Origin of the sequence: Kaistia granuli DSM 23481, assembly GCF_000380505.1 — a bacterium.
GTDB classification, from domain to species: Bacteria; Pseudomonadota; Alphaproteobacteria; order Rhizobiales; family Kaistiaceae; genus Kaistia; species Kaistia granuli.
Map to the genome: position 1 here is coordinate 518153 of NZ_AQYH01000008.1, position 16377 is coordinate 534529.

Genomic DNA, 16377 nt, shown 5'->3' on the forward strand with positions numbered 1-16377 from the left:
GAGATCACCAATCGAAATGAGGGTCAGGAGCGGCGGTAGAAGGCCATCGCCTTCTGCAGCATGCCAGGCGCGGCCGCAGCGGCGGAGGTGTTCCAGACCAGGCGGCGCTCGAGCCGCGACTGCAGGAAGACCAGCACGTAGACCATGACCAGGTAATAGACCAAGGCGGCGGCGTAGTACTCGGTGAACTGGAAGGTGGTCGCCACGGCGCGCGAGGTGACACTCATCAGCTCGGAGAGCGAGATGACCGAAGCGAGCGACGTAATCTTCAGAAGCGTTATGAACTCGTTGGCGGTCGAGGGCAGCGCCACGCGCACCGCCTGCGGCAGCAGGATCTTGCGCAGGATCTGGAACCGCGTCAGGCCGAGCGCGACACCCGCCGCCTTCTGGCCGGGATCAATGGCGCCGAGTGCCGCTCGGTTGATTTCGGTCTGGTAGGCGGCCTCGTTCAGGCTGAGCGCGATCCAGGCCGCCAGGAAGGGCGAGAACCAAGGCTCGCGGAAGACCGGGAAGAACTGCGGCAGCGCGTTCCAGACGAACAGCAGCTGCAGCAGCGTCGGCGCGCCGCGCAGGACGCCCAGGACGCCCTTGACGAGCCAGCGCAGCAGACTGGGTGGCCCGCTGATGTAAAGGGCGGCGGGGATGGAAATCAGGATGCCGACGCCATGCGACAGCAGCGCCAGAAAGACCGTGACCAGGGCTCCGTTCAGGAACGCGGTCGAGAACAGCGCCCCGAAGAAGACCGAGCTATCAAAGGCCATGTCGTATCTCCATCCCCGCCCGCGATTATTGGCTCACGCCGGGAACGAGGCTGTCGACCGAGGTGCCCCACTTCTTGGCGACTTCGGCGAGCGTGCCTTCCTTGACGAGGGCGGCGACGGCCGCGCTGACGGCGGCTTCGTCACCGTCGATGCGCTTGACGAACACGGCGAAATCGCTGGTGTCGGGGAAGGCGTAGATGGTCTTGAACTGGCCGGGCTTCTGCAGGTTGCGGTAGGCCAGTTCCGTATCCTGCGACACGGCCGCGTCGGCACGGCCGACCAGCACCTGCTGGATGACGTCGGTCTGCTTCGGGTAGGTCTGGATCTGGATGGCGGGACGGCCGTCCTTGGCGAGCGCCTCGTTGATCTTTTCGAGGCGGGCGAGATAGCTGGTGCCGGCCTGGACGGCGACGGTCTTGCCGGACAGCTCGGCCGCATCGGCGATGGCGAGATCCGACTTCTCGGCCGCGAAGACGACGACGGCGGTGGAGAAATACGGGATGCCCGGATAGGAGGCGACGCGCTCGGGCGTCAGCGGAATGCCGCTGATCACGGCGTCGCAGCGGCCAGCGTCGAGACCGGGAAGCAGGCCGGTGAACTCGGAGACGACGATACGGGATTCAACGCCCCAATGGGTGGCCAGCGCCTTGGCGAGGTCGATGTCGAAGCCGACCGGTTCCGCATTGCCGGCGCTCTCGAAGAACTCCATCGGCGGGAAGGTCGCGTCGGTGCAGACGGTGAATACCTTGTCCCCAACAAAAGACGGCTGCGCATCGGCGGCAATGGACGGTACCGTTGCTGCGGCGAACGCAAGGGCGCACAAAATTCCGGTCTTGAATGACTTCGACACGACAATTCCCCTCTTGGAAACGGGGCAGATTTCCTCCTACCCCTTATCTATACTGTCCTACCCGGATTTCTCTATAAGTCAACTAATTTCGTTTTTAGCGAACATGCGGTATGAGGGTGATGCACCCTGAGTTCAAGGATTACCGATGAAGACGGACACTTCGCCCGCCGCGAGCAAGCCCCAGAAGCCGGCGCCGAAATTCGGCGGCCTGATCAAGGAGCGCCGCCGGCAGCTCAACCTCACTCTGGAAAGCGTGGCCAAGACGGTCGAACTGACGAAGAGTTTTCTGAGCGACATCGAAAACGACAAGACCTCACCCTCCGTCGCCTCGCTTGTGCGCCTGTGCGACGCGCTGGGGCTGTCGATCGGCGATCTGTTCAATTCGACGATCTCGACCGTCGTGCGGGCCGACGAGCGGCCGAAGGTCTCATTCGGCGGCACCGGCGTCTCGGATTCTCTGCTGACCGCCAGCAACAGCACGCGCCTGCAGGCGCTCTGGACCGAGATAGAGCCGCTCGGCACCGGCGGCGAGAAGCTTTATTCGCTGCGCGCCGACGAGGAGTTCATCCATGTCGTATCGGGCACGCTGATCGTTCGCATGGAGGACGAGAGCTTCGAGCTCAATGCCGGGGATTCGATGACCTTCGACCCCCGCCTGCTGCACACCTTCCTGAACCCCTCCTCCACCGAGCGGACGGTCGCGATCTTCGTGATGACGCCGCGACCGTCCTGACCGTCAGGCGCGCTTGACGGCGACGACGTCGATTTCGACGAGAAGGCCCTTGGCGACGAAGCCCGAGACGATGACGACGGTGGAAGCCGGCGGCGGCTCGGGCATCAGCCGGTCGCGCACGGTCTTGTAGGCGCCGACATCGTCATAGCTGGTCAGATAGCCCGTCACCTTGACGACGTCGGCCAGCGTCAGTCCCTCGGAAGCCAGCAGCGTCTCGATGTGCTTCCAGGTCAGCTCGGCCTGGCGCTCGGCGCCCTCGGCGATGCTGCCATCCTCGTTCAGGCCGACCTGGCCGGACAGGAAGACGAATTCGGCATTGGCCGGCGCGACCGCGACCTGCGAATAGCGGCTCGGCGGCTGCGGAGCGGCGGGCGGATTGGCAAAGCGGATCATGATGAGCCTTTCGGTGGGATCAGGAGCGGGAAGGACGATCAAGCCAATCCAGGAAGCGGTAATATTCGCCGATGACGGGAATGAACCACGGATTGCCGGTGTAGCCGGGCACGGTCTTGATCGGATTGAAGGCGAAGGCGCTTTCCTCGCCGGCGCCGAGGATGTCGCCGGCGAGGCAGTTGCCGAAATGGCTCATCAGCGCGACGCCCTGGCCGCAGCAGCCGAGCGCGTAGTGGACGCCCTCATGCGAACCGAGATGCGGCAGCGAATCGAAGGTGAAAGCGACGTTGCCGGTCCAGCTATGGGTGACGCCCACGCCCGCGAGGCTCGGGAACACCTCGGCCATGGACAGGCGCAGCCGGCGCGCGCTTTCGAGAACGCTGATCGGCCGGAAGCTGGTGCGCCCACCGAAGATCATGCGGCGGCCATCCGGCGACAGCCGGTAATAGTAGAGGTTGCGCTTGGTGTCCTGGATCATGCGCTCGCCGGGGATCAGAGCCTGGAGGCGGCCGGGATCGAGCTCTTCCGTGGCGATGATGTAGCTGCCGATCGGGATGACGCGGCGCTTGAACCACGACAGGCCGCCATCCGTATAGGCATTGGTGGCGACGACGACGCGGCCGGCGCGTACCGTTCCCTTGGCCGTCGTCAGCACGAACTGACCGGCCTCCTTCGTCATCGCCTCGACGCGGCAGCGCGTGACGAAGCGGACGCCGGCCTCACGACAGGCCCGTACCAGCCCGGCGTGATAGCGCGCGGGATGCAGGCCGCCGGCAAAGGTGGTGACCCGGCCGCCGTGGTAGAGGCCGGAATTCAGTTCCTGAAGCTGGTCGGCCTTTGCCACCATCCGCGTCTCAACGCCGAGCGCGTCCAACTGCTCGGCCTCCCGCGCCAGATCGTCATAGTGCTTCGGTGCATAGGCGGCGAAATACATGCCGTAGCGCCGGTAGCCGCAGTCGATCTCATTCTCGGAGATCAGCTTCTCGAGGAAGAGGACCGAATTCTGCGCCTCGAAGAAGATCCGGTCCGCCCGCTCCTTGCCGTAGGTCTTGACCAGCTGCGGGTGCGAGACCTTGAGGGTGCCGGAGACCATGCCGCCATTGCGCGTGCTGCCGCCTTCGCCGAGCTCGCCGGCTTCGACGACCAGGACCCTGGTGCCCGCCCGGGCCAGCCGCAAGGCGGCGCAAAGGCCGGTATAGCCCGAGCCGATGACGGCGACGTCGACGGCGCCGGCAGGCAGCGGCTGATCCTGCCCCCTATCGCGGGCGTGCCACCAATAGGGACTTTGAGATATGGCTGAGCTGGCGGTGCCATCGAGCGACAAAGTACCCTCCAAAAAATCCCGCATACACGAACAAAGTTCGCTTACAGCGAATTATCGGAGAGAACAAGAGTGCTCGATGCCTGTCGGCCCGAATGGCTGACATCGAGGCGCCGGGCCCGGCGGGGGGCGAGCGCTTCCATCCCATCGCAGACAAACTCGCCACGGCCGAGCCGGCGCTGTCCGGAACGGGTGAAGCATGCCGGTGGGACGGCGGCAGGATCGGTTCGGCTTGGTTGGCTGTGTCCCGAGAGCGACGTTCGCACGAGTATGGACCACCTTCCAACCTGGCTTGGGCAGCCCTCCTGGAAGCACACCGGAGATTCGTTACGGCGGGTCGATCTCTGTCCAGCTGCAGCGTGCCAGCCCAGATCGACTGATCCAACCACCACATGGCTCCGTACAAGTTTCGATCACAACGTCTGACCGGAGTGAGGCGATGTACAGCAGCAAGCTGAGACTGGTGGTTTTCGTGATACTGACCCTGTCGGGCTTCGTACCCGCGTCGGCCGGAGCTTTCTCCCTGGAAGGCTATTTCTCCGGCAAGACCTCCGCTGTTGGCAGCTTCAGCGCGATCAACGGCGTGAAGCGCGACTTCACCGTTGATCTCCGAGGCACGTGGAACGGCCAGACCCTGACACTGGTCGAGGACTTCGTCTATTCCGACGGCGAGCGCGACCGCAAGACGTGGCGCTTTCGCAAGATCGCGCCAAACCAGTATCGCGGCACGCGCGAGGATGTCGTCGGCGACACCTTGGTGACCATCACCGGCAATACGGCGCGCTTCACCTATCTGGTCGATCTGGATGCCGCCCGGAAACGCAATCGCGTTCGCTTCCACGACACGATGACGCTGCAGGACAACGGCCGGCTGATCAACAACGCCACGATCACCAAGTTTGGACTGCCCGTCGCCAAGACCCGAGTCGAATTCAGCCGCTGACGCGCCGCCGCCCGGCCTGGGTGGCGGCGTCGACGCGCCAGCCATCGCCAACGAAAGTGGGAGAGGATTTCATCATGCCGGTTCCCCTCAGGAAGCCTCTGTGGCTTGCCGTCATCGCCGCCGGATGCACGGCGGCAGCGCCGGCAACCGCGGCGGAACTCAGCGGGCCCGAAATCAAGGCTCTGATCGGCGGCGAGAAAGTCCGCCTGAGCACGCCGTTCGGCATCGCCCTGCCGCTTGAATATCGCAAGGATGGCGTGGTCCTCGGCGATGTCTCCGGCTTCTCGGCGGCGCGCATGCTGGCGCCGAGCGAAAAGGGACGGTGGTGGGTCGCCGGAAATTCGCTCTGCCAGAAATGGCCGACCTGGTATGATGGCCGCCAGTTCTGCTTCAAGATCACGTCGCTGGGTGGCGGCAAGATCACCTGGCTGCGCGACGACGGCGCTTCCGGCACAGCCCGGGTCGGGCCGTAGTGGCCCACGACGGAGGATCGGACCCGGGACTGCCGGGACGGACCGCGCTTGTCGCCTATGCCTTGCCGGCGGTGCCGCTGGCCGCCATCGCCCTGCCGCTCTATGTGATCGTGCCGACCTTCTATGCCGACCATCTCGGAATCTCGCTCGCGGCGATCGGCACGGTGCTACTTTTCATCCGCCTGATCGACGCCGCCAGCGATCCCGTGATCGGCTGGCTGTCGGACCAGGTGGCGCCGAAATCAGGGCGAAGGCGGACGGTCTTCCTGCTGTCGCTGCCCTTGACGACCTTGTCGGCCTTCATGGTGTTCTGGCCGACCGGCAACGCCGGTATCGGCTATCTCGCCTTCTGGGGCATCCTGCTCTCGATCGGCTATACGGCGACGCTGCTGCCCTATACCGCCTGGGGCGCCGAGCTTTCGACCGAGTATCGCGGTAGGGCGATTGTCTCGGCCTGTCGCGAAGGTGCGACGCTGGTCGGCACGCTGATCGCGATCGTCCTGCCATTTGCCGTCGGCATGGACCGGATCGACGGCTTTCACGGACTGGCGGCCGTCGCGGCGTTCATTCTCGTCGCTGTTCCGGTCTTCGGCCTTGTGGCAGTTTGCGCCGTGCCGGAACCGGCCAATCGCTCGACGTCGCGGCTGTCGCTTCTCGACAGCCTGCGCCATCTCGTTCGCAATCGGTCCTTTGTCCGTCTGGTCGCCGCCTTTCTCCTGAACGGTTTCGCCAATGCGATTCCCGCGACGCTGTTCCTCTATTTCGTATCCGAGCGGCTGGGGGCGGAAGCGCTGCGCGGGCCGCTGCTGTTCCTCTATTTTCTCTGCGGCATCCTGGGTGTCCCGATCGCCGTCTGGGTCTCCGCCAGGGCCGGCAAGCATCGCAGCTGGTGCGGCGCGATGATCCTTGCCTGCATCGTGTTCTTCTTTTCCGGCTTCCTCGGCGCTGGCGATATCGCCGCCTTTGCCGTCATCTGCGCATTGACCGGCGTGCTGCTCGGCTTCGATCTCGCGCTTCCGCCGGCGATCCAGGCCGATGTCATTGATTGCGACACGGCGCTCTCCGGCGAACAACGCACGGGCGTCTATTTCGCCGCCTGGGGGCTGGCCACCAAGCTGTCGTTGGCGCTCGCCGTCGGCCTGGTTTTTCCAGTCCTTGCATGGTCTGGTTTCGTGCCGGGAAGCGATGCCGCCGTGCCCGAATCTGCGCTCGATACCCTGGCGATGCTCTATGCGTGGCTGCCGATCCTGCCGAAGCTGGCGGCGATCGCCATCATGTGGAATTTCCCGCTCGGGCAAGACGCGCAGGTCGCGCTGCGCACCCGCATCGATGCCGCCGCCCGGAGGCCGGACACCGCCTGATCAGCCGCCGCTTCTGGCCGCGATCCATGTCGTGATGAAATAGCCGCTGGTGGCGGCGAGGCTGGTCAGGAAGGTGCCCCAGGCCATGTCGACGACGCTGAGCGACAGCGACCAGTTCTTCAGCGTCGCCAGATTGGTCATGTCATAGGTGCCATAGGCGACAAGCCCCAGGACAGCACCGACGACAACCCCCCGAACAAAGCTACCCCCCCGCACGCCAGAAAACAAAGCGAGAGACACCACCCCCGCAACAGAAACCAGACACAACCAACAGGCCGAAACCAAACTCGCCGAAGCGACCAGCAATGCGCACACCCGGAGCCGAGAAAACCGCGACGTAACCCCAGAGAGACAGACAAAACCCACCCCGAACAAGAAGAAGGCACCAGCCAGGGACCCCAAGCCACAAGCCTGAAACAGCATCGAGCCCCCCAGAGAACAGAGCCACCCGCGCCACCAGAGCCCGAGAAAACGAGGCAAGCACCGCACCAGCCACCGGCAGAAGCGCAGCGCCGACCAGCAAAAGCCGAGGCAAATGCAAAACCAGCCCAGCGCCGCAACCACCCGGCGCGTCAGACATACACCCGCACCCCCGACAGACACGCGCGACAACAAAGCAGGGACAGCAACCAACCAGACGGAAAGCACGAGCGTCAAAGACCGCCCCCCAGGCCCCCACCCGGCCACCGAAAGCCCGCCCAGAAAACGGAACAGCCGAAAAGAGCGCGACGGAACCGCCATAGCGAGAAAGAAATGCGAGGAGCCCCCCCAGAGCGACAGCCAGCACAACCTCCCGACGGACCCGCAAAGAGAGGACCGAACCGAAGCCGCCAACCCGCCCCCGCCCCGCGACGAAGCCGCCACACGCGATCCCGCCACCCGCCACCAACGCGAGCAGCAGAGACAACGAACCAACCCCGACAAGGAGACACCCCCCCAAGGCGCGGAAGCAGCGCATGCGGCCAAAACCCCGCAACCAAGGCCGCCCCAAAACGAAACGCGGTTCCAGCAGCCGGGGCAGAGCGCCAGAGAAGACGACACAGAAAGCCGACAGCCCGCGCCAAGCCCGCCGGAAGAAGACCTCAACAGCACAACCACGCACAAAGCAGCCCCCACCGAAACGAACGCTCTCCCCGCCGAGAGAGACCAGCCCCCAGCCCACCGAAGGCAACGCGCACGCGCGACGGCACCGCACCGAGACGCAAGCGCAAACGCCCTACGAGAGCGCCGCGACAATCAGCCCCCAACAAGGCCACCATCACCAGAGCCACACCCGCGCCCGGAAAGGGCGCCACCGCCGGACCCACCCGGACAGACACACCACGCGCCCCAAAAACCCCGTCCGCAAACCCGACACAGACCGGCACCAACGCACAAGCGCGACGACCAAAGCCAGAGCGCGGGCACCCCCGGAAAGAGCCGAGACCCACAACACGCGCGAACGCGAAGACCCAACGCCAAGCGCCGCCCCCGCCCCCACCGAAGCGCCACCCCGCGGACCAGACCGAGACCAGCCACCCCCGCATCAACGCCCCGCCAGACCGGCCGTCACCGCCCCGACCACCCAGAAAAGCCCGTAAGCGCCCCGCGAAATACCGCAAAAACAGCCAGAACCCATCAACACCGCAACCACCCCCAACCGCGACCAGCAGCGCGCCCACAGCCCCCTAAGCCCCGCCCGCAATCGCACCAAACACCGCAACCCGACACCACCCGCAATACAGCAGCCCCGCGCCGAACCGCGGCCCAACGCCCACCAACAGCTTGGCCCACCACGACGCGGCAAAGAGAAGGGGCCGCTCCAGGCAACCCCGACGCCGACAGAAAACAACCAGAGCATCGGCACGAATCCGCACGCCGCCCAGGGACCCAAAACCACGCCCGCCCCCGAGAAACCCGAACGAAAGCGAAAAACGCGGAACGGCAGAACGGACCAGCGCAACCCAAGCGACACCAACCAGCACGAACCAGAGCCCCCGCGGCCGCCACCGCAAGACCAGACCCTGCCCCACCAGCCCCGCCGACCCAGAACACACGACACACACCATACCAAACCAAAACCCGACCGAGACGCCACTCAAAAACGGGACGGCGACCAACCCCAAAAGGCCCCAGGCACGCCCATACAGCCCCCACCCCCGAAAACGAACGCAACCACCCCAACCCCGCCCCCCGATCCAACCACACCCGACCACACACACCGGCAACAAAAACGTCGAGCGCGAACGCCCGCCAAGGACCCGAGCCCCAACATTCAGGCGCCAGACACAAAGGGCCGACGGGCCAACCACCAAAGGTCCAGCGAACGCGACGACCGCGGACCAGCCCCCATAGCCGCCACGGCGAACGCGAGCCCCACACCCGAATACAACCCAGACAGCGCGACCGGCCGAAGCGACGCAAACATCACCAACCGAACCCCGACGCACCCGAAGCCGCAAAACACCAGCCACCGCCCAGGGCGGCAACGAGCTCATCCATGACCCCCACCGACAGGCGCGACGACCCGCTGCTGCCCCGACTCCCCCGCCTCCCAAACCAGGCCCGGCTCAATCTCCACAACCAGCCCAACCGGCGCAACCTTCACGGCGGCAACAGCGAGCAGGGCAAGCACCTCAGCGCCAGGTTCGCACACCGCGGCCACCGCCAAACACAGCGACCCCAAACCGGCACCGACCACGACCACCTCGGCATCAACAACACGGCCGGAAACACCCAACGATGCACCAAGGGCCGAACACCCACCCACACCGACCAAGCGCTCCACCAGCCCGGCGAAACAGACACCCACCAAAAACCACCGCCAAACCCCCTCCCACAAAACCACAACCACGAACTGCCACAGCAGCACCCAGAACGGACGCCCAAACCAAACAACGCCGACCCGACCGGAAAAAAAATCCACCATCACCAGACCCACCGACACCAGCCCATCCGCGACACCGAAGCCAGCAACAACCGGAAGAAGCACCAAAATCGGCAAACCCTCATACGAACCCGCAACACCAGCCGCGACAAACACCAGGCCAAGCCCACCGACAGCATCAGAGAAAACCACCCGCGCGAACACCACCACACGAGCGACACGAACAACAAACAAGCCCGCAGCCAGCGCCGGCCAAACACCAGCGGCCGCGGCCACGACGATGGCAACAGAGACAACGAAGACAGCCACAACGCCGACCACACAGCCCCCCAGCAGCTCCCCGACAACCGCCGCCCCCGCAAAGCCGGCAAGAAAACAGACAGCAGCAAGAACCCGCCCGCCCCAAAGCCAGCCGAAAAACCGCGCAAGCCGCCCCTCACAGAGACGACCGAACGCATCGGCCGCGAACGCCGCCAACCCAAAAGACACAAGAGCATCGAAGAACGAGTCGCCTCGACCCCCACCAAACACCAAAGAGCAGCGCCGCGTCCCGACCGCGCCGAAACAAACCCCCCGCACGACGAAGCCACCGCCAGAAGGAACACCGCCATGGCGGCACCCGATCACGGCGCCCCCCAACACAGGCAAGGGCACCCGAACCGGCAGACCATCAACCCCGCAGCAGCCACCGCGACCGACAAGACCAGCGCACCACCCGAAAAGCCCACAAACCACCAACCACCGAATGCCACAAAAAGCCAGCAGCACCGCGGCACCCCAGCACCTACAACATCGGCAAAACAGCCGGCGAACCCCAGACCCATGCCACCGCGGCAGCAGACCACCGCACACGCCAGGCGCCACAAGGACCCACAAAGCAACCCCACCACGCGCATTGCCGCCCAACAGCCCGCGCATACCACCGCCAAACAGACCACCCCCCCGAGCCAACCCCGCAGCGCAGCAACGAAACGGAGCCCGAAGCGATCATGCCAGCCGCCCCCGACCCCCACAAGCACAACCCCATGACAGACCGAAAACCGCCCCGCGAAGGCCGACGCCACCCACACAGGACGCCCAAGCGAACCACCCAAAGGCACTGGCAAGCACGGCCCAGCGGACCAAAAGAACGCCCCCAGCACAAGCAGCAAGCCGCCGCACGCCCGCGCTCCAACACCAGCCAGACCACCGCACAGAACCATCACAGAACCAAAGACCAACGCGCAACACAAACCGCCCCAAACCAACACCACCCGCACGCCGCCCTGGGCAAACCCCCCCCAAAGCGCCGCCAACCGAACCGCCACCCGACACATGACAACCAAGCCGACCGAGCGAACCAGCCAGCGCCCCCCCCCAACCATGCCACCCCCATCCGCCAACCCGAATCCACCCAGCCGCACCCGACGACCCAGCAGACCCACACGACACAGCCCGCCCCGAACGCAAAGACACAGCAAGCGAGACCGGCACACCGCCGACCACGAAGCGCTGCGAAAACGCGCACCGGCCAACCACCACACGATGCAACCACGACGCGATCCGAAGCGACCTGCCCGGACCAGACCGCAGCCACACCATCCCAAAACCGCAAAAACCCGCGCCGCCAGAAACCCCAAAAGAGCATGCCACTAAGACCGCCGAAACCAACGATACAGAGAGACCCGCCACGAGACGACGACCTACACGTCACCAACAATCACCCAGCCCCAACAACACCCCGCAGAGCCACAACCCGACAAAGAAACCCCCGGAAGGCGAAAACGCAGACCTGCTCCAGACGAACACCGGCCGAACAACCGATGCAGCTGGCGCCGATCCCCAGAATGCCCCCCACCCGAAAACCCCAGCCAGATCACAGGACGGACCCGAGCACCCCACAAGGCGAAGCCCCCCACCAAACGCACCACAGCACAGGAGCACCCAGAACAGAGCCAGATCCGGCCCCAGCACAACCGACAATCCGCACCCCAATCCGACAAGACCGCACAGAGACACAGACCCGAAGCACCAGCACAGGAGAACGGACCCACACAATCCAAACCCCCGCGCACACGGCCAAACCCAAAGGCGCCCCCCAGGCCGAAAATGATCACCAGCCCAGAACCCAACCCCCAGCACGACAGCCCCCAACCAGAATCCAGCCAAACAAACATCGCACCCGGCCCGAGGCGGCCCTCACCCACACCAACCCCCGCGCCAGCCGCCCCCAAGAAGCACGACCCAGCACAGACAGAAGCCCACGCACGCGAAAACCAGAAGAAGCCTCGAACCCAGGACACAAGCCCCGCCACAGCCCAGCACCGAACACAGCCGCATGCCGCCGACCCTCGATCACGCCGCAGCAGGCACGACAAACAGAAAGAGCACGCCCCGGCCGTCCGCACCGCCACGAGAGACCGCACCAAGCGACCTCATCAAAATCCCCGCAAGCCAGGCAAAACACCAAAAACAGCCCCACGCCCAACCAGACACAGCACCGCACGAAGACGCGCGCGGCATCGAACACCCGGGACAACCCCACCACGAGCTCGCCAGCCGCGAAACAAAAGCGCCCACGAGCGCACAGCAAGATCACCCACCCCGCACAAAAGCAGTCAACGACACCCGCTGCAGCAAACAAAAACACGAAAAGAACGTCACGCAGAAGGCTGAAAGACCCCCTGGCCGCGAACACCCGCAACGACCCGCCACGAAACCAACCCGACACCAAACCGGAACCCCCCCCCCCCTAGCCAGCCCCGGACACAACGACGGACAGAACGGCCCAGGCAGCGAACAAACACTCCAGAACCGAGACGACCTAGCCCCCGAAAACCCAAACCGGAGGCACAAACGCCAAAACGAGCGCACCAACGCCCGAGCAGAAGCCGACGACCGCGACCGGAAAGAACCGCAGCAACCCAAAACAAACCGGCCGGACCAAAATGACGCGACCGATAGCCGCGACACAAACCCCAACGGCGACACCGCCCTGGGGCGGCCAAACCCCCACCGCAACCGCAAGCGAACAGACAACTGCAGGAAGAAACACGTGCCCCGCAAGCCAGAGCGACAGGCGAAACAGAGACCCCGGCTCAAGGCGGGCCCAAGACACCCCCCTGAGACAGGCCAGCCCCCCCATCGCCAGACGAAAGCCCCACCAAAGAACAGCGGAGAGCCCCGCCAACCACAACGACCCCCAAGCAAAGGAGATCCGACAGCCACCAACCCGCCCTGCAAGGAAACGCCACCAACGCAAAACAAAGATTTCCCCAGACCCTCCCCCACCCCCGCCGAACAACCGCGAGAGAGAACAACGACAGGCGCAAAGCCAAGGCCCTGAGAAATAGCCCGCCCCCCCAGGAGCGGGCAAGGCCCGAAACCGCGAGCGCCAGGGCCGGCCACCCAGCGCCCCCCAGGAACCCAACGACCAAGACAAGAAGAAAGCAACACAGCCAGAACGACCAGCCATACAAGCAACCAAGCAGACCCACGAGCCGAACCAAGCCACCCGACACAAACACCGACAGCGACCGCCGACAAACACCAAGAAGACCACCAACGCCAGCGCCCAATAGCTCCCCCGAGCGCAGCCCCGGAGCCCCGACACCACAACCCGACGGGCGCCCAACCGCCGCAGCACGCCCAGCGCCACAACCTGCCAACACCAACTCGACGAAAAACCGGCCCCAGACCCAGAACCCCCCAGCGGCCCCCAGACCGAACTCGCCACCCATTACAAATGCAACAACCCACTCGCGAAGAGCAGCGGCACAACCACATCCCACGGGAAGCCAAGCCCACCAGAAGAGCGCAACAAACCACGTACAAAAATCGCCAGAGCCCGAAATCAGGCACCCACGCCCACCCCCAAAAACGCAAGACAGCGCGAAACACCCAACCGAAGCCGCCGCGCACCACCGGCGAAAACGACCAACCCCCGGCCCACCTGCGAACGGATCAGCGAAACCCACAACAATCACAACAACCTCACCAACACACCCACCAACCGCTCCCTCAGAAACACAGCGCCCAGCCCCGGGAAGGACGAGGACACCGCCCAGCGCGGCAATCCCCTCACGAGCAACACGACCGACCGCGCGAACGAGGAGAACCCCAAGCCAAAACTCCCGCGCAAGAACAAACACCCACACCACGCAGGCACCGACAACCCCGACCAAAACGCCCCGACCACCAGCAACCACCAAACACAGACCGCCAAATTCCCAAAACGCCACCCAACGACCCAAGGCGCAAAGTCACGCCACCAAAAAGAAGCGAGCCAGATAGTCACGCCGCACAGCACCAGCGAACAAAACAACCACGCCCCACCCGCCATCGACAACTCGACCGCACGCACGAAGAACACGCGACGAAACACCCTCGCCCGGCACAAAAACCGGATGAACCGCCTCCGCGCGCGCACGCCCACCGGGGCAATGATCAGCCGCAACACAGTCGGAAAATCAGCCTGGACAGTGGCGAAACACACCCCAAAAATCGTCACGGCCCAACCAGACCACGCGACGCTCAACACCGACATCAAGCGCCACCCGCGCCAGCCCAACGCGGAGACAGACCGCGACAAACAAAAAAGCCAGCCCTGCACATACACAGCCACGCAAGACCTCCCCACGCCGCTCAGCAACAACATGCCCTCAACCAGCGACGTGCAGGCCAGACCCCAGGCCATGCAGGCCGAAACACGAGAGAACGCCCCGGAAGATTCCGACAGCGACCACAGCATCCCCAAAAACGAAACACGAAACAACACTGAGGCCGCCCGCCCGAACACATTGAACGAAACGCCAGACCCAACGCGCTGCACACCCACCGCCACAACAAAGACGCAAGGACAGATCAAAGCCACCCCGAAGATCTCGACCGAAGCAAGCAGAACCAGGAAGCCCGACCCCATCGAGATACGGGCCCGCCTCGAAAACAAAAGCAACGCCGTCCCACACCAGAGCAGCAAGGCCAGCGCCGAAGGACGCACCCACAGCAAAACACCCGGAAAGCACAACAAACCACCAGCCCGCCAGAAGATCCGCAGAAAACCCATCAACAACACGGCAAACAACCCACCCACGAAAACCAACCGCCGAAACAGCAGACAAGACACCACCCGCCCCGGCAAAACCAACTTCGACAAGGCCACGAAAAAGACCCGAACCAGTGCAGAACAAGATAGCCAACGCACCGTCAAACCCTCCAGCACATCCGAGGCGCAGCACCAGCCGGGCCAAGCCACAGAACAGACACAGGCCCCTGCCATAACGCCCAGCACCGCAGCCGATACAGTACGAATGACCAAACTCAACACCCGATCGACGTCCCAAAAAACACGCCACCGCCAACTGCGCAAAAGCAACGGACAGGCAGAAATGGACCAAGAACCAAAACAAAGCCCAAGCGAAAGGAGCGAACACGAAAACGGAAAACCCCCCCCGAGCCAAAAAAACACCCCAACCCCCGGAATCAACAACGAAAGCAACCCGAGAAACAACGCAACCCAAGCGCGACAAGAGCTCCGAGCCCACCACCCTCCGGGAACACACAGAGCGCAACCCCAAAGCCCCGCCCTACCAGACCGCAAACCACCAAAGACGACTCGAACAGAAACTCCACACAAGAGCAAACCGAAAAACCACACCAGAAGACCGCCAGCCATCGACCGCACCACGACGCAAGAAAGACCGGAGAGCCAACGCTCCAACCAACGCCGCCCAAAGCTCCAAAATACAAACACCGCCAACCATCAAGGAAGGGCAAAAACCAACAGCCACCCCGCGCCGAGAGCCGCGGCCAGGCAACGACCACAAACAGAACGAAGATGCCGAACCGCCCAACAGCCACGCTCAAAAGCAACCAGGAGCCGGGCCAAACCACGATGGTCCAGAAAGCCCGAGCAAGCCACGGCCAAAAGCTCGACACCAACGCAACCGCAGAACCAGCGCCGGCCCCACCGGCCGCACGAGCCACCCAGGCCACCACCCTCCACCACAACCCCCAAACCGAAACAAGCCGCGAGCGCCCCGCCAAACCCAACACGCTGCAAGAAAAAACCCCCCTAGACGATGTCAACCCAGCACCCAAAACGACGGGCAGCCTCGCGGCCCAAAAGGCGGGTGCCGCCAAATACACACCGAAGGCCCCAAGCGAAGAGTTGCCGGACACCAAAGCAACAGCCATAGACAAAAACGGAGACAAGCCAACGTCGCACAGCAAAACGCAACAGGCGCAGCAGCAAACACCGACAGCAAAGCAAAGAACCGAGCGCTGGCCGAACGAGCCCAACCAGACCAGCACCAACACCCCAGCGATCACGGGCGAGAGCAAGCACCCCAAAACCAACGCCATGACCAACTCGAAACGGAAGCACCAGCCCGGCGAGGCCCAAAGACGAACCACAACGAACACCACCGGCAACACCCGACCCTAGACACCGCCAGACGTACCAGCGGCCCAGCTGACCACCGAACAGCGCGGCCCCGTCAGCCAACTCCCGACGACCAAGCGAGCCCCAGGACACACCCCCACGAACCACCGAAAAACCAAGCCGGGACCCGGCCACACAGACAAGCCGGCATCAACACGAACCCGCGCCACTGACCGCGAAACAAACGCGTGCAAATAGGCCCAGCCGGACCCCATAAACGACCAGAGACCACAGAGCCCGCACCCCCAGCCACAA

The 16377-nt window shown here is 64.2% G+C and carries 12 protein-coding genes; 5 read left to right on the forward strand and 7 right to left on the reverse strand.

The features are described 5' to 3' along the window. Positions 1 to 23 precede the first annotated feature (23 nt). Both G342_RS0114805 and G342_RS24235 read right to left on the reverse strand, forming a co-directional pair. Positions 24 to 761 (reverse strand): amino acid ABC transporter permease, encoded by a 738-nt coding sequence (locus tag G342_RS0114805; protein WP_026304464.1) that lies wholly within the window; start codon positions 759 to 761, stop codon positions 24 to 26. A 25-nt stretch (positions 762 to 786) separates the two neighbouring features. After that, on the reverse strand, positions 787 to 1611 hold the full coding sequence (locus G342_RS24235; protein WP_198010799.1) for a transporter substrate-binding domain-containing protein: 825 nt from the start codon (positions 1609 to 1611) through the stop codon (positions 787 to 789). Between the two features lie 145 nt (positions 1612 to 1756). Between G342_RS24235 and G342_RS0114815 the strand changes: the two genes are divergently transcribed. Further along, positions 1757 to 2344, forward strand: a complete 588-nt coding sequence (locus G342_RS0114815) for a helix-turn-helix domain-containing protein (RefSeq protein ID WP_018183945.1) — start codon at positions 1757 to 1759, stop codon at positions 2342 to 2344. Positions 2345 to 2347: 3 nt separating this feature from the next. Here the strand turns inward: G342_RS0114815 and G342_RS0114820 are convergent, their stop codons facing one another. Together G342_RS0114820 and G342_RS0114825 are read right to left on the reverse strand one after the other, a co-directional pair. Continuing rightward, entirely contained in the window at positions 2348 to 2737 is a 390-nt protein-coding gene (locus G342_RS0114820; RefSeq protein ID WP_018183946.1) for a RidA family protein, read from the reverse strand. A gap of 19 nt (positions 2738 to 2756) precedes the next feature. After that, positions 2757 to 4061, reverse strand: a complete 1305-nt coding sequence (locus tag G342_RS0114825) for an NAD(P)/FAD-dependent oxidoreductase (RefSeq protein ID WP_018183947.1) — start codon at positions 4059 to 4061, stop codon at positions 2757 to 2759. A gap of 436 nt (positions 4062 to 4497) precedes the next feature. Here G342_RS0114825 and G342_RS0114830 point away from each other — a divergent pair, with 436 nt between their 5' ends. The 3 genes from G342_RS0114830 to G342_RS0114845 all read left to right on the forward strand — a co-directional run bounded on the left by G342_RS0114830 (position 4498) and on the right by G342_RS0114845 (position 6835). Continuing rightward, on the forward strand, positions 4498 to 5001 hold the full coding sequence (locus G342_RS0114830; protein ID WP_018183948.1) for a DUF3833 family protein: 504 nt from the start codon (positions 4498 to 4500) through the stop codon (positions 4999 to 5001). A 74-nt stretch (positions 5002 to 5075) separates the two neighbouring features. Then, positions 5076 to 5474, forward strand: a complete 399-nt coding sequence (locus tag G342_RS0114840) for a hypothetical protein (RefSeq protein WP_018183949.1) — start codon at positions 5076 to 5078, stop codon at positions 5472 to 5474. Beyond that, entirely contained in the window at positions 5474 to 6835 is a 1362-nt protein-coding gene (locus G342_RS0114845; protein ID WP_018183950.1) for an MFS transporter, read from the forward strand. The genes G342_RS0114840 and G342_RS0114845 overlap by 1 nt, the downstream gene beginning before the upstream one ends. On the opposite strand, the gene G342_RS26600 is transcribed toward G342_RS0114845, so the two are convergent. From G342_RS26600 to G342_RS0114865, 3 genes are all read right to left on the reverse strand, one after another. After that, entirely contained in the window at positions 6836 to 7576 is a 741-nt protein-coding gene (locus G342_RS26600) for a DUF2177 family protein (protein ID WP_342665167.1), read from the reverse strand. 1732 nt (positions 7577 to 9308) lie between these two features. Next, complete coding sequence (locus G342_RS0114855) at positions 9309 to 10328, reverse strand: hypothetical protein (protein ID WP_156830950.1); 1020 nt, start codon at positions 10326 to 10328, stop codon at positions 9309 to 9311. A 3334-nt stretch (positions 10329 to 13662) separates the two neighbouring features. Continuing rightward, on the reverse strand, positions 13663 to 15003 hold the full coding sequence (locus tag G342_RS0114865) for a hypothetical protein (protein ID WP_156830952.1): 1341 nt from the start codon (positions 15001 to 15003) through the stop codon (positions 13663 to 13665). Between the two features lie 570 nt (positions 15004 to 15573). Here G342_RS0114865 and G342_RS26030 point away from each other — a divergent pair. Beyond that, positions 15574 to 16125, forward strand: a complete 552-nt coding sequence (locus G342_RS26030) for a hypothetical protein (protein WP_210162355.1) — start codon at positions 15574 to 15576, stop codon at positions 16123 to 16125. The last annotated feature ends 252 nt before the right edge of the window (positions 16126 to 16377 follow it).

Coding starts and splice junctions, on each gene's coding strand:
- G342_RS0114805 (WP_026304464.1), bottom strand. CDS start 761: ATGGCCTTTGATAGCTCGGTCTTCTTCGGGGCGCTGTTCTCGACCGCG.
- G342_RS0114815 (WP_018183945.1), top strand. CDS start 1,757: ATGAAGACGGACACTTCGCCCGCCGCGAGCAAGCCCCAGAAGCCGGCG.
- G342_RS0114820 (WP_018183946.1), bottom strand. CDS start 2,737: ATGATCCGCTTTGCCAATCCGCCCGCCGCTCCGCAGCCGCCGAGCCGC.
- G342_RS0114830 (WP_018183948.1), top strand. CDS start 4,498: ATGTACAGCAGCAAGCTGAGACTGGTGGTTTTCGTGATACTGACCCTG.
- G342_RS0114840 (WP_018183949.1), top strand. CDS start 5,076: ATGCCGGTTCCCCTCAGGAAGCCTCTGTGGCTTGCCGTCATCGCCGCC.
- G342_RS26600 (WP_342665167.1), bottom strand. CDS start 7,576: ATGGCGGTTCCGTCGCGCTCTTTTCGGCTGTTCCGTTTTCTGGGCGGG.
- G342_RS26030 (WP_210162355.1), top strand. CDS start 15,574: ATGGTCCAGAAAGCCCGAGCAAGCCACGGCCAAAAGCTCGACACCAAC.